This window comes from Acidimicrobiales bacterium (assembly GCA_036378675.1).
Classification (GTDB): Bacteria; Actinomycetota; Acidimicrobiia; order Acidimicrobiales; family Palsa-688; genus DASUWA01.
The window spans coordinates 20,354-33,852 of sequence record DASUWA010000010.1; the positions used below are offsets into that span (position 1 = coordinate 20,354).

The 13,499-nt window shown below is 64.4% G+C and carries 10 protein-coding genes; 5 read left to right on the plus strand and 5 right to left on the minus strand.

Translation table 11 applies throughout. From position 1 onward, the window contains the following. Positions 1–67 precede the first annotated feature (67 nt). Positions 68–1,711 carry an FAD-dependent oxidoreductase gene (locus tag VFZ97_03605; protein ID HEX6392501.1) on the plus strand — a complete coding sequence of 548 codons (1,644 nt, stop codon included), beginning with the start codon at positions 68–70 and terminating at the stop codon, positions 1,709–1,711. A 22-nt stretch (positions 1,712–1,733) separates the two neighbouring features. Here the strand turns inward: VFZ97_03605 and VFZ97_03610 are convergent, their stop codons facing one another. Together VFZ97_03610 and VFZ97_03615 are read right to left on the minus strand one after the other, a co-directional pair. Beyond that, positions 1,734–2,654 carry an alpha/beta hydrolase gene (locus VFZ97_03610; GenBank protein HEX6392502.1) on the minus strand — a complete coding sequence of 307 codons (921 nt, stop codon included), beginning with the start codon at positions 2,652–2,654 and terminating at the stop codon, positions 1,734–1,736. Between the two features lie 195 nt (positions 2,655–2,849). Beyond that, entirely contained in the window at positions 2,850–5,057 is a 2,208-nt protein-coding gene (locus tag VFZ97_03615) for a PQQ-binding-like beta-propeller repeat protein (protein HEX6392503.1), read from the minus strand. Positions 5,058–5,144: 87 nt separating this feature from the next. On the opposite strand from VFZ97_03615, the gene VFZ97_03620 reads away from it, so the two are divergent. From VFZ97_03620 to VFZ97_03635, 4 genes are read left to right on the plus strand one after another with little or no spacing between them, the layout of a single operon-like run. Next, positions 5,145–6,035: a hypothetical protein gene (locus VFZ97_03620; protein ID HEX6392504.1), complete on the plus strand. Its 891-nt coding sequence runs from the start codon at positions 5,145–5,147 to the stop codon at positions 6,033–6,035. Continuing rightward, positions 6,025–6,819, plus strand: a complete 795-nt coding sequence (locus VFZ97_03625) for an ABC transporter ATP-binding protein (protein HEX6392505.1) — start codon at positions 6,025–6,027, stop codon at positions 6,817–6,819. Before VFZ97_03620 ends, VFZ97_03625 begins: the two co-directional genes overlap by 11 nt. 13 nt (positions 6,820–6,832) lie before the next feature. Continuing rightward, on the plus strand, positions 6,833–7,669 hold the full coding sequence (locus VFZ97_03630) for an ABC transporter permease subunit (protein ID HEX6392506.1): 837 nt from the start codon (positions 6,833–6,835) through the stop codon (positions 7,667–7,669). A 4-nt stretch (positions 7,670–7,673) separates the two neighbouring features. Then, positions 7,674–8,537, plus strand: a complete 864-nt coding sequence (locus VFZ97_03635; GenBank protein HEX6392507.1) for an ABC transporter permease — start codon at positions 7,674–7,676, stop codon at positions 8,535–8,537. Positions 8,538–8,700: 163 nt separating this feature from the next. Here the strand turns inward: VFZ97_03635 and VFZ97_03640 are convergent, their stop codons facing one another. The 3 genes from VFZ97_03640 to VFZ97_03650 all read right to left on the minus strand — a co-directional run bounded on the left by VFZ97_03640 (position 8,701) and on the right by VFZ97_03650 (position 13,068). Then, complete coding sequence (locus VFZ97_03640; GenBank protein HEX6392508.1) at positions 8,701–9,663, minus strand: alkaline phosphatase family protein; 963 nt, start codon at positions 9,661–9,663, stop codon at positions 8,701–8,703. 92 nt (positions 9,664–9,755) lie between these two features. Then, a complete protein-coding gene (locus VFZ97_03645) occupies positions 9,756–11,906 on the minus strand; it encodes an alkaline phosphatase family protein (protein ID HEX6392509.1) in 2,151 nt (716 codons plus the stop codon). A 940-nt stretch (positions 11,907–12,846) separates the two neighbouring features. Continuing rightward, complete coding sequence (locus VFZ97_03650) at positions 12,847–13,068, minus strand: hypothetical protein (GenBank protein HEX6392510.1); 222 nt, start codon at positions 13,066–13,068, stop codon at positions 12,847–12,849. Positions 13,069–13,499 lie beyond the last annotated feature (431 nt).

Below are 13,499 nucleotides of genomic sequence, written 5' to 3' on the forward strand. Positions count from 1 at the left end.
CCGCACTTATCGTCTCCGCGAGGGAAGGGACTCCATTCCCTTTGAGCGTAAGCGCGGGTCGTCTCCGATGAGCCAGGTCGATACCACCATCCCAACCTTCGACGAGTCCGAGATCGCGTTTCTCGAACCGCTTGGCACACGCCGGACGGTTCAGCCGGGGGAGTACCTGTACCGCACCGGCGACACCGGCTACGACTTCTACGTCGTTCTTTCCGGACGGATCGAGATCGTCTTAACCACCGACGGCGAGGAACGGCTGATCACCACCCACGGACCGGGCCGGTTCCTCGGCGAACTCAACCTTCTAACGGGTCTGCGGGTCTTCGTCGACGCGAGGGTTGCCGACACGAGCGAAGTCCTGGCGATTCCCGTCGCGACGCTGCGGCGCATCATCGCCACTCAACCCAAACTGAGCGACAAAATCCTTGCTGCGTTCATGGCCCGCCGAGCCGACCTTCTCACGGATGCGGCGTCCGCGATCCGGGTCATCGGCTCGCGTTTCTCGCTCGAGACCTCACAGATCCGTGAGTTCTTGGCCCGAACCCGCCTTCCTTACCAGTGGCTCGACCCCGACGCGGACCCCCAGGTCGACGGCATCCTTCGAGAGCTCGACATCCAACCCGCCGATCTACCGGTGGTCATCTCATCTGGCGCGGTGATGCGCCGCCCGACGCCCGGGTCGCTCTCGGAGTATCTGGGGCTCACGGTCAGCAGTCTGCCCGATCGCTGCTTCGACCTAGTGATCGTCGGCGGAGGGCCGGCCGGCCTGGCCGCAGCCGTGTACGGCGCCTCGGAGGGACTCCGCACCCTTGGAGTCGACATGATCGCTCCAGGCGGGCAGGCGGGAACCAGCTCTCGAATCGAGAATTACTTCGGCTTCCCCACCGGCATCTCTGGCGGTGACCTCACGCAGCGAGGTCTCGTCCAGGCTGAGAAATTCGGAGCCTCCCTGAGCGCTCCCTGCGCGGCTGTCTCTCTAAGAGAACAAGCCGGCCACCTCGTCGTGGAGCTCTCGGACGACTCCACGGTCGCGGCGCGGGCCGTGATCGCCGCTTCGGGAGCCCGGTACCGTCGCCTCGGAGTCGACCGGCTAACCGACTTCGAAGCCAGCAGCATCTATTACGCCGCCACCGACCTCGAAGCGCGCGAGTGCGCCGGCGGGCCCGTCGTAGTGGTCGGAGGCGGCAACTCTGCCGGGCAGGCCGCCGTGTTCCTCGCTGATCAGGGGAGCCCCGTGACCGTCGTGATCCGCAAGCCGGATCTCGGTGCAAGCATGTCTCGCTACCTCGTCGATCGCATTGACAGCCACCCCGGCATCAGTGTTCTCGGCCAAACCCAAGTCGTCGGTTTGCAAGGGGGCGCCTCCCTCCAGTCGATCCGGGTCTCCGGACCGGGCGGGGAATCCACGCTCCCCTGCGCCGCGCTGTTCTCCTTCATCGGCGCGGACCCGAGCGCAGGCTGGCTTTCGGGTTGCGCAGCCCTCGACGACCGAGGCTTTGTGCTTACCGACCGTGCCCTCAATGACGATCAGCTGGGCGAACAGTGGACCACGCTTGGGCGACGACCCCTCCCCTACGAGACGAGCCACCCTGGACTGTTCGCGGTCGGAGACCTGCGGTCAGGTTCCACCAAGCGCGTGGCCGCCGCTGTCGGAGAAGGCTCCGCGGCCGTCAGGTCCGTTCACGAGCACCTCGCCTTCGCCGCCCGGTAAGCCTTCGAACGCGCTGAACTGCCTACGTCGTCAACCCGTCCCGGCTTGTGCGAGCCGGGCCGAAGAAGTCGATGAGCAGTTCGTTGACTCGTCCAGACTCGTCGTGATGCACCCAGTGCGAGGCATCAGGCAGGCGCTCCACGCGGTCCAGGTTGGGTACATCGTCGTGATCGGGCTCGGCTAGGTCTTGGCCGAGATACCGATCTCGTTGTCCCCAGATGACGAGCGTCGGCGCTTTGATCGGGTGAAGCTCCGCTTCGGCGCGCTTGGGGGATTGGCGCACCGAAGATCGGTAGTAGTTGATCATCCCAGTTGCTGCACCCGGTTGCGACCAAGCTTCGACGTAACGATCAATCTCCTCCGGCGTGTAAGCCGGCCGAGCGTCGTCCAGGAAGTGCCGGAAGAAATGCCAGTTGTTGGCGTGGACGACGCTTTCGGGCAGTCCTGGAAGGTCGAAGAAAAAGAAGTACCAGGACTTGCGGAGCTGGCCCGGGTGGTGCAGTCCTTGCGAGAGCTTTCGCGGGTGGGCGGCGTTGAGGATGGCAAGCCGATCAACAACTTCGGGGTGGTCCATCGCTGTAGCCCACGCAACGGTCCCGCCCCAGTCGTGCCCGACGAGAAGCGCTGACTCTGCTCCGCGTTCGTGGACGAGGTCGCGAATGTCAGAGGCCAACTGGTGGGTGTCGTAGGCCTTGACGCTCTTCGGACGCGACGACAGGTTGTAGCCGCGCATGTCCGGTGCGACGACTCGGAACCCGGCCGCAGCGAGCTGCGGGATTTGCAGCCGCCAGCCGAACCAGAACTCCGGGAAGCCGTGGAGCAGAACGATCAGCGGGCCGTCACCGGCCTCGACGTAATGCAATCTCACGCCGTCGCCGACGTCAGCGAAACCCTCCCGCAGCGCGGTCCCCTCGGGACCCATGGTCTCTGGGGTGAGTGACATCGTGATGTGCCTCCTTTACATCGGGTAGTCGACATGCGGAACCCGAACAACTTTGGAGGACCTGGACGATTCGGCCGAGTTCCACACTCAGGGCCACTGTGGCATCCCAGCGCCGGCGTCGAACCCGTATTCAGCCCTGGTATGGGCGTGTGGGTCAGAGCCCCGGAGTTGGTTCCAACCCGTCATGAGCGCTGTTCAGCCGGTAGCGGGATGGGTGGGTGTCGACCCGTCGGGGGCGAGCAGGTCGAATCCGTCGGGAGTGTTGAGGTAACCCGGCCCGGTACCGGGAGTGTCGGTTGATCCGTACTGCCAGACCAGCGCCCCAGTCGGGGGGTCGAAGGCAACCATGCGGTCCCGGTAGTCGTCGTTGGTCATGAACACGCCGCTCGGTAGCAGCTCGGTCAGCGAGGGCTGGTTCATTCGGCCGAGCCCGCTCGTGGGCTGAAGGCGGTAAAGGATCTGGCCTTCGCGGTTGAACTCGTCGATGGCGCCGCCTGGGACCTGGGCGTAGTCGGACACCAGGTAAAGATCGGCTCCGAGTTGCTGGGGGTCCGAGGGATAGTGCAGGTCGAGGTGGGTGGTCCACACCAGCTGGCCGGTCTTGGTGTACTCGGAGATCCACTGCCCTTGGATCTCCGATACCAGGTAGTTCCCGTCGGCGAGCGGCGTGTCGCCGTTGGGTTCTGCCAGTCCCGTGGGGGGCTGGTGCGTGCATCCGCCGGTCTTTCCTATCTGGCTCGAGATTGCCTTGTCGGGGCTGATGAACAAGATGCGGCAGTTACGGTCGTCGGCGACGGTGACTTCTCCGTCCTTTAGGACGTATGCGTCGTCGGGCCAGCTGAGAAAGCCGGGCGCTGATCCTGGCTGCAGGGGATGACCGTACTGCCACAGCAGCTGACCGCTCGGGAACGAGATGATTACGAGGGTGTGGTTGCGTTCCTGATTGGAGACGATCTCGGTTCCGTTCTTGGCGAAGAACGCGTCGTCGGGGAAGTAGAAGCCGCCCGGTGGTGCCGCGGCGAACACAGACGGGTAGGTCCAGCCGACCTGGTCACCCGGGGATAGGAGGAGCAGGCGGTCGTTGCCACGGTCGGCGATGAGGAGCTTGTAGCCGAAGTACGGTGAGCCGGCACCTGGTTCGCCGGCGGGACCGAAACGCGGATTGGGCACGAGCATTTCCACGTTGCCGACTGGACGCCCATTGTTCTCCCCGCCCACTATCCATGCGCGCCCGTAGGTGACGGCAGTCCCGGCGTATGCGACAGGCACCGGCAGCTTGCCTGCAGCCAGCGCACGGTTGGCTTTTGTGTCCCACGCCCAGACCGCGTCTGTTGCACTAGATGAGAGCTTCGCCGGCGCTCCCACCGTCGCGCCGGGTGTATTGCTGACACCTCCTGCGAGATAGATACGTCCGTCGATCGCTGCAGCTGTCGCGCCTGCCAGAGGCTGAGCGAGAGCACCGACGACCGTGGTCTTTTTGCTGGACGGATCGAATGCCTGCACGAGTGAGACGGCTGCACCGTCGCTCGGACCGCCGACCGCCTCGCCGCCGAAGACATAGATGCGTCCACCGGCGACGGCGACCGCCGCGTACCGAACCGGCGTCTGCAGTCGTCCCGCGACGGAGAACTGCTTCCCGTCCGTCGTACTCCAGATATCCGGGTCGGGGTTGGCACCGTCGTAGCCCCCCACGATGTATGTGGTGTTTCCGATCGTTACTGCGGAATGGTCGGACCGGGGCCGGGGGAGGTTGGCGACCGCCGAAGCCCCTATCGGCGATGCAGCGGTTGCGGTCGTGGACGCGCCGGTGATGACCACCGGTGGGTTGCCCGGAACGGCTGCACCGACAGACGGACCGTTGCCCGTTCCAGGAGCGAGCCAGGTCGCGGGCGGCGGCGTCGGGCTGCCAGCCCCGGGTTGGGCTTGGAACTGCTGAACTCCCGAGCCTGTGGTCGGGGATCCTCCGCCGAACAGCTCGACGCTTCCCCCAATGACCGCACCTGCCGAGTCGTGGATCCCGCTTGCGAGGTGGCCGACGACCGTTTTGTTACCGGTGGTGACGTCGATCGAGAAGATCGTCGCCGTGGAGGACTGGGCGGTGTTGAGCCCGCCTGCTACCAGGAGAGTGTTTCCTCCGCCAGGAAGAACAACCTCTCTCGAAAGTGCCGATCCGAGGCTCCAGGGCAGCAGTCCGACTTCGGCGGAGGGGATGGTTTGCGCGGCGGTCGTGTCCGAGCCACCGTTCTTGGTCGCCGGGGTGCCCCGGCGATTGGATCCGTCGGGCGAGACAAGAAGATAAACGACCAGCGCGAAGCCGAGTGCCGCCCCGAGAACGGTGAAACGTCGCCTGCGAAACGTTGCTGGTGTCGGGCTCCGCCGGCCCGGTCGGGGGGGATTGGTCATCTCCGATGGCGAGCCTATTTGAGAGGAGGGGTTGGGCTAGGTGCGGGCGCGACTTGCTGTTGACGGCGGGGCTATTAGCTTTTCGGTGTGCCGATCCCGGGCCGGCTGGCGGCAGTTGTCTGCGCTGTCAGCCTGGTTTGCCTGGTTGGGTGCAGCTCCCGGACCGGCGGGATCTCTGGATTCCGCTCGAGCGCGACGATCGCACCGCCATCAGAGCAGGACCTCTCCGAAGTGGTTTCCGCAGCGCGGTCGACCCTCGGGAGCCGCAGCGCAATCTCGGTACGGTTGGATTCGGCCGCCGTGTTCGGGGGAGCCCCGAAACCGATCGGTGGTGGGGGCCTCTTCGATTTCGGGGCCAGCCGGGGACAGGTCGAGCTGAGCCGCCCGATCGGAACAGAACGGGTCATCTTCTTCCCGGAATCGGTATTTGTCGCTCAACCGCAGCCCGGTGCGCTCCTGCCCGCCGGAAAGGTTTGGATCTCGGCGGGATTGACGGAGCAGTCATTGGCGACGAACTTCCCGCAGTTCGTGACCCAGGTGGAGAGCCTCAACCCCGGGCTGCTCTTGTCCGAGGTCGAGTGGGGCGCGACGTCCGCGGCGCCGATCGGGTACGGCGCGAACGCAGGGTCGCGCCAGTTCTCCGTCAGCGTTGACCTGACGAAGGCGCAGTCGGAGGCCGCTGGGCCTTCCGGTGACGCGTTCCGGCGCGCGATCGGCTACCAGCTGATCGAGATGAGTGGCACATCGGTGCCAACGCAGATCACTGTCGACGTAGAAATCGACTCGGGTGGAAAGGTGGTGCTGCTCCGTAGTTCGCCCGCGGGGGCGGGCCTCGGAACGGTGACCGTGGTCCTTTCCCAGTTTGGGGCGAAGGTGAACGTGGGCCAGCCGCCCCGCGCCACCGTGGCCGACATCTCCTCGCTGGCACCCGGAGGCGAGCGGGAGAACGCCGGCGGAGGGGATTCCGATGGGGCCTGATCTGCAGACACGCGGGATGGCCGACCCGGTGGTCTCGATGCGCTCGGTGAGCAAAGCGTTGGGCCGCGGAGTTGTCGCTCTCGACGGAGTAGACCTCACCGTGTTTTCCCGCCAGACGATGGGTTTGGCCGGGCCGAACGGCGCCGGGAAATCCACGCTTTTGAGGGTTCTCCTGGGTCTGGTCAAGCCGACTTCCGGGTCAGCCGAGCTGTTCGGTAGTCCGGTATCCGCAGGAGCCGAAGCGCTCCGGCGAGTGGGAACTCTCGTGGACGGTCCCGGGTTCCTTCCCTACCTGAGCGGACGGAAGAACCTCGAGCTGGCGGTCCGTTCGTCGGGAAAGGCGATCACCGGCGATGAGTTCGAGTCAGCCTTAACCGGCAGCGGACTTGGCCCGGCTCTGGATCGCCCCTACCGCACCTACTCGCACGGGATGCGTTACCGCCTCGGTCTCGCCCAGGCGACGATCGGCGACCCTGACCTGCTTGTTCTCGACGAACCCACCACGGGACTCGATCCGGGCCACGCCGAGGAGGTCGTTGCTGCACTCGTCACTGCGGCCCAGAAGGGAACGACCATGCTGCTTTCAAGTCACGAACTGCCGCTTCTCGAGCGAGTGTGCACCGATGTCACGTTTCTGAACGAGGGGCGGGTCGTGCTCGCGGGGACTGTCCGGGGGCTGATCGAATCCGATGGGTCTCTGCACAGCGCGTATCTACGCGCCCTTGGCGCTCGGGTCGAAGGCGTGGTGTCCGCAGAGGCAGCTTCCGACGCGTCTGGTTCGTGATCGAAAGACCATCGTGATCGCAGAAGAGTGGACGACTCAGTGGACCCGACGGCGCACACTGATTCTGGTCGTTGCGACGGCCTTGTTCCCGGTCGTGATGACAATCGCGATCGTCGCCAGTGGGTCCAGCCAGGTCGACCGAGTCGGCGACATCCCTCTCGTGATCGTTCCGCACCGGTCGGGTCTCGCGGTTCCGCTGATCGCCCTGTCGAGCACGATGAGATTCTTCCTCCCGCTTGCTGTGGCTGTCGTAGCAGGGGAATGCATCGCCGGGGAAGCCAGCACGGGCCGCCTCCGCTACGCGCTCGCGGGGCCCGTATCGAGGACCCGTTACCTGGCCGTCAAGACCTTGGTCGCGGCGTCGATCTCGGCCGCGTTGGTGGCGGTCCTACTCATCGCCGCGACAGCCTCGGGGCTGCTTGCGTTCGGATGGCACCCTCTTACCGCGGTCGACGGCGACCAAACCTCGGCCCCGTCCGTCGCCACCTTTTCGGAGTGGGACAGCCTGGGGAAGCTGGCGATAGGAACCGCCTACATCGCAGCAGGGATGGCCAGCATCTTCGCCTTCGCTCTCCTTCTCTCGACCCTGACCACAAGGCCCTTCGTCGCGGTGGCCGGGGGTGCCGCCCTTAGCGTCGTGTCCCGGGTTTTCAACGCGGACTACCTGCCCGGCGTGAACCTGATCGGCCGCTACATGCCCAACAACGACATCGATCTGTGGCAGCACCTCTTCTCCAGCCCGCCGGGCAGCGCCGGTATGGGGCGCTTCCTCATCCTGCAGGTTGGATACGTCGCGGTGTTCGCAACGGTGGGCTGGAGATTGTTCAATCGTCGAGACGTGCTGGTGTGATGAATTGACCCCGTTCGCCAGTCCGCGCGCGTTGCGAGTTGAGCTCGCCAAGCAGGTGACGCGACCCCGCACCGCGGGAGTTCTGGTGGCGGTGTCCGCGGTGGCGGCGACGATCTGCGGCTTGATAGCCGCCTATCGGGGAGCGTCCCCTGAACGGATCGGTGACTGGGGCTCCGTAGTTCCTGACTCGAGCGGCATAGCTCTGGCGCTAGTTGCTGTCAACGCGTTGACTCTGCTCGCTTACCCCGTTATCGCCTGCGTGTTCGCCGGAGACTCAGTGGCCGGCGAAGCTGCGTCGGGGTCACTCCGATATCTCCTCGCGCGACCGGTTCCCCGCTGGCGAATCCTCGCCTCCAAGATCGGCGTAGCAACTGGCCTAACCGTGGTGACGATCGCGGTGTCGGTTCTGGTCGCGTTCGTCATCGGTCTCGCCGCATACGGTTGGCATTCTCTGCCGGTGACGGATCTCCGACACTCCACCGCCTTCCAGCTCGCCGGGGCAGTCTTCGGCGCCGCGCAAACATTGTGGCGCCTCTTGCTCGTGGTCAGCGTCGTGCTCGCCTCGACTGCAGCGGTGTTCGCGTTCTCGTTCTTTCTGTCGACTATCACCGAGTACTCGTTCGCCGCGATCGCCGGCGGCATCGGTTTCGTGTTCACGTCGCGAGCGCTCGACAATATCCCCGGACTTCATTCGCTATCCCCGTGGCTCCCCGTGACAGACGCAGGGACCACCGCGTGGGCCGGCCTGCTGGATCAGCCCATCCAGACCGGCCCGATCACCCGCCTCCTGATCGTTCAGGGCGCATACACGGCCACCCTGTTGGCAGTAGCCGCTAGCCGGTTCTCGCGAGCTGACATACTCAGCTAACAGAGGCACAGCCAGCTAACAGAGGCACAGCGAGGGACTCGGTGACAGGCGCTTCGCCCTCCTCGAGTTGCCAACGACACTCCTATGGCCTAGGTCCGCGGAAGCCGTGCTACCTGGCGGCGCCCGGCATAGGGGTGTCCGGGCGCCGCTCGGGTCGAGGGGCTTACAGGTTGAACGCTGCGGTCATGGTCGGGTAGGCGGCCGCTTGTCCGAGGGCGGGCAGACCAAGGAGTTGTTCCTCGGTGCCGAGCAGGGAGTAATGGTTGAACAACGTGGCCGAGGTGGTTCCGGCGGCGGTGGTGGGGCTGGCGACGATGGTTGCGACGTGGCAGCCGACATCGGTGGTGTTGGCGGCGCAGTCGTTGCTGGAGCCGCCTTCGCCTTCGTCCCAGGTGACGAATACAGCAGTGGTCCCGGCCAAGTATTCGGGGCTGTTGAAGATGGTGGGCAGGTTGTTGGCCAGCCAGGTGTCGCCTTGGGCGATGGTCCCGTCGTGCATGTCATCGATCAGGTTGGGGGTGACGAAGGAGAAGGCCGGGAGGGTGTTGTTGGCCAGGTCGGTCGCGAGCTGGGTGTAGGGCACGTCGTTGGTAGCACAACCAGCGAGGGTGGTGTAGTACGGGGGCGGGTTGTGGCGTACTGCGTATTCTCCCGAGTTGGATGGATCACAGCTGGTGGGCATCGACTCTTCGTAGGCTTTCCAGGTTTCGCCTTGACCGAAGATGCTCGGGGCTGAGGTACTGCAGCGTTTGGAGGGGCTGCAGTCCTTGTCGAATTTGGTCAACGAGCTGAGTGCCAGGCCGGAGGTGCCGGCGACGTAGTTGGGCAGGCTGGGGTGGCTGATGTTGTGATAGTTGGTCGCCAGCCCGCACTGGCTTGCCAAGGTGTTGATATACGGGGCTTGGGAGGAGCCGATGATGGTGTCGTAGCTGTGGTTCTCCATCCATACCCAGATCACATGGCTGTAGGCAGGGGCCGCGCTCGAGGTTCCGCATGGGCCGCCGGTAGCCGCCGTGACCGCGGGTGACGGTGTGGTCGGGGCGGCCCCAGCCGACGACACGACGCCTGAAACACCGAGGGTCGATGTCATGGTCAATGCGCCGGCCGAGGTGAGCAGTTTTTTCATGTTCATCTTCAATTGGGGTCCTCCTTTGAGTTGGGGATTGGCGGCCCCCTGTGCCGTCTTCCGGGGGCCGCCTTGGGGGTCGCGGGGGTGCGTCAGCAGTGGTGGGCGATGAGGGTGGAGTTGTTGGCTTTGTTGCTGGTCACCCCGACCGCCCAGATGCCACCGCCGGGTACTGCGGTGATGCCGGCGAAGCCGTTGGACCCGCTGCCAGGGTTGGGCGTGGCGTCGATGGTCCATTGGCCACCTATGCCGTGGAGGATCTCGCTGAGGTAGACGCCCGTGTTGGGATCTACCGACCAGCCCGCCGCGTAGGTGGAGCCGTCGGCGGCGGTGGTTGCGGCATACAGGTTGTTCTCACCGGTAGCGTTGGGGGTGGTCTGCAAGCTCAAGCTGGCCGGTGCGCCGGTGGCCACGAATGTGGTGAACGGTGCGGTATCACTCCCCCGGTTACCGACGACAGCCAGGGTGCTGTCGTTGCCAGTGACCGCGTAGGCCATCAGGCTCTCGGTGGGATCGGCCGGCGCGGTGAGCACCGACCACTTGGATCCGTCCCAGTGCTCGATGAGCGCCTTGTCCGGGAAGCCCGACCCGGAGCGCTCGCCGACGGCGTACACGCTGTTGGGCGACGCCGCCTTGATCCCGAAGAACAGGTTGCCGCCGCTGTCGGGATCCACGGAGGGCACTGCCGACCAGGTGTTGCCGTCCCAGTGCTCGGCGAGGGTGTGCCAGGTGCCATTGGCGTCCATCTGCGCACCCACAGCCCACACGTCGGTGTCGGAGATCGCTCCGACTGAGTAGAGGATGTTGCGTTGGGTGCCGGGGGAGGGGCTGGGGATGACGGACCAGGTGGTGCCGTCGTAGTGCTCGATGAGGGTCTGGTCGACGTAGTTGGCGTTGGTGTAGTAGCCGACCGCCCAGGTGTGCCCGGTGGACAGCTCAGAGACTCCGAACAGGGTGTTCTGATTGGAGCCGACATTGGGTAGCCCGTACTCGGTCCAAGCTTTCCCGTCCCAGTGTTCGGCCATGGTGGCGAACACGTTGGGGTTGGTCGACGCGTAGTAGTTGCCGACCGCCCAGGCGTCGCTGGGGGAGGCGGCCGAGACGGAGTCGAGGTTGTTGTCGAGATTCCCCACGCTGGGACTGGGTACCTGGTTCCAGCCGCCGGTGCAGCTCAGCGACCCAGAGGTGCCTTTGCCCAGTGTGGTGGTTGGCGAGATCGAGTTGTCGCCGTTGGGGGGAGTGTTGTACGGCGGCGGCAGCGTCGGGGTGGTGGTCGACCCGGTGATCTGGAAGAGCGGGGTCATCGGCTTCGCGCCGCAGCTGTTGAGCAGACAGCCCAACCCGAAGGCTTGTTGCAAGCTGGCGAGCAGGTTGTAGTGGTTGTAGGAGGTGTTGTCCTTTACGCCTCGTGGGCCGTGGTTGGTGACCACGATGTTGGCGGTCTTGCTGGTCGCAGAACTGCCCTCGTCGAAGGTGATGTCGATCGCGGTGTTGCCCGTGGTCCACACCGACGAGGACGTGATCTCGTTGACGACTTGGCCGACGAACGCGTCGCCGGTCGCGGTCAACCATGTGTCCTCGACGCTCTTGCCGTTGCCCGAGTCCACGCAATAGGGGGGCGCGCCGTGCATGTCGTGACACATGTCGGGCACGATGTAGCTGAGGTTGGGAACCTGTCCCGACGCCAGGTCAGCGCTCAACTGTTGCATCGGGGTCATCTTGGCCAGCTCGGCAGGGGCCTGCAGGTTGGCGAAGTTGACGATCCCGTTGTGCTTGGAGGCGTACAGCGGGTCGCTATCAGGGATCCCGATACATTTCTCGGGATAGCAGTAGCCCTTGTATCCGGCGTAGGGCAGGCCGCCCAGATACCCCTTCCAGGTCTTGCCCGCTGCCTCCAGCTGTGACATCAGGTTCTGCGCGTTCTGGGTGTGGCCGGGCCAGAAGTACGGGTTGTCATCGGAGAGGCCGAACGTGCTACCAGCGAGCATCCCCACGTAGTTGGGTTCGCTCGGATCGCCGACGCCGGTGTAGTTGGTCGCCAACCCGTAGTCGTTGGCCAAAGCGTTCAGCTCGGGAGCAGCCGGGTTGTTGATCAAACTGGTGAGCGTTTGGTTCTCGAGGATGATCGTAAAGACGTGGTCATATCTCGGGAACGAAGAGGCAGCAGCGGGCCTCGCCGCGCTGACGACGACCGACGAGACCGCTGCGCACACCCCCAGAACAATTGGCAGGACGCGTTTCATCAAACCTCCAAATGATCGGCAGGATTCGTCTCCTATCTGGCAGAGACACCGACGCGTTCAGCCGGTCGCCGGCGACTCAAAGACCGCTCTTCCCACCGCCCGTGAACATGGATCAACCAGGACGGTAAGCCTCCCTGAACTTCGTGCAAACCGACGGGGCGGCGCACAGCGCTGAGAGGTGCCGCGCACTTCCTCTTAGCCGAGGTTGGCGATCACACCACTGATGCTCTGCGCGTAGGAGGCCCCGCGGCTGCTCTAAGTGAAGACGATCGGATTCGAACCGACGACCCCCTGCTTGCAAAGCATCCCGCAGTCAAAGGTGTGCAAACGGGCCGCTCAGGCATCGGATGGCGGAACGCTGTGCGAGCAGTTATCGGGTCTAGCTAAGCCTTGAATCTCGGTTGCCTGCGCTCGGCTTCCTCGATCTGGATACCGAACCGCTCATCGAAGGCCTCCCACGGTTCTAGGACCATGGCTGGGACGCCGCCGTGCATGGTGATGGTGAAGCGAAAAAACCGTCCCTGCCGAGCAGCACAGCCCAACTCGGCTCCCAGGTGCGAAGGAATCCCACATCAGCTTGCCACTCCACGAGGGGAGTTTCCTCATCCGTCAAGACATCCCGAAATAGTTGGATTGTGACATTGCTGAATCGAACTGCTCGATTGCCGCCGCCGAGGCCGATGGTCACCTCTGGCACGTCGTCAAGGTCGAGATTCATGGCTCGGGCCAACGCCCCTGCGGCAAAGACCCGCTCGGAGCCCGAATCAACTAGAGCCAGCACTCTGTTCGTTTGACCAAGGTCAGTAGAGAGTCGAACAGCAACACTTGGTCGGACCGGAGTCCTTTTCCCAAGCTTGAGCGCGACGTCGTCTGCAGCGTCTTCGGTATAGCGAAAGAGAACCGGGCCATCGAGGTTGGACATTCCGCCGACGCAGGACCGCTACCCCAGCCCGACCATCTCCACCTCATGTTCAGCGGGAGCTCTCATAACGGTGGCGTCGCTGATGCTTCGGTCATGCAGTCTGAACATCAGCTCGTCCAGCGTGGCACGCGCCTCAATGATCTCACCGTTACGCAGGGCGACCCATTTGCCGGGCACCTGCCGGAGGAGTGCTGCCAGTTCGACGGGGGGCACGTGAGACTCACGGCCTTGCGTTCCCACGAGGCCACCATAAGCGCGTTGAAGCAATCTTCCCAGAGGCCTTCGGCGATTGCCTCTACGCAGGCGGATCGGGCGGCGCATGCATCCCATTATTACAGAGATGTAGTTATATCGCGTGGATGCATAAAAAATCGCGTAAAAGCCCGTGATAACAACAAACGACATCAGTGTGATTTACTCGGGGGAACTAGGCGACCTCCTCTTGCCCGTACGGATCTCCATAAGCGCGCTGAACAAGCGTTCCGAGGGGCACGATCCCGTACTCGTTATCGCGAGCTGGGCGTTGGGCAGTGGGTGTAGGTGCCTGTGTCGCAGGTGGTGACCGACACGGGGTAGCTTTCCCCGGAGTAGATCACGGTGGGCGGCTGGGCGATGGGGCCGCTCAACGTGTACTCCAACAGTCGGCCCGCGTTGTTGAGGGGCCCGGCGGA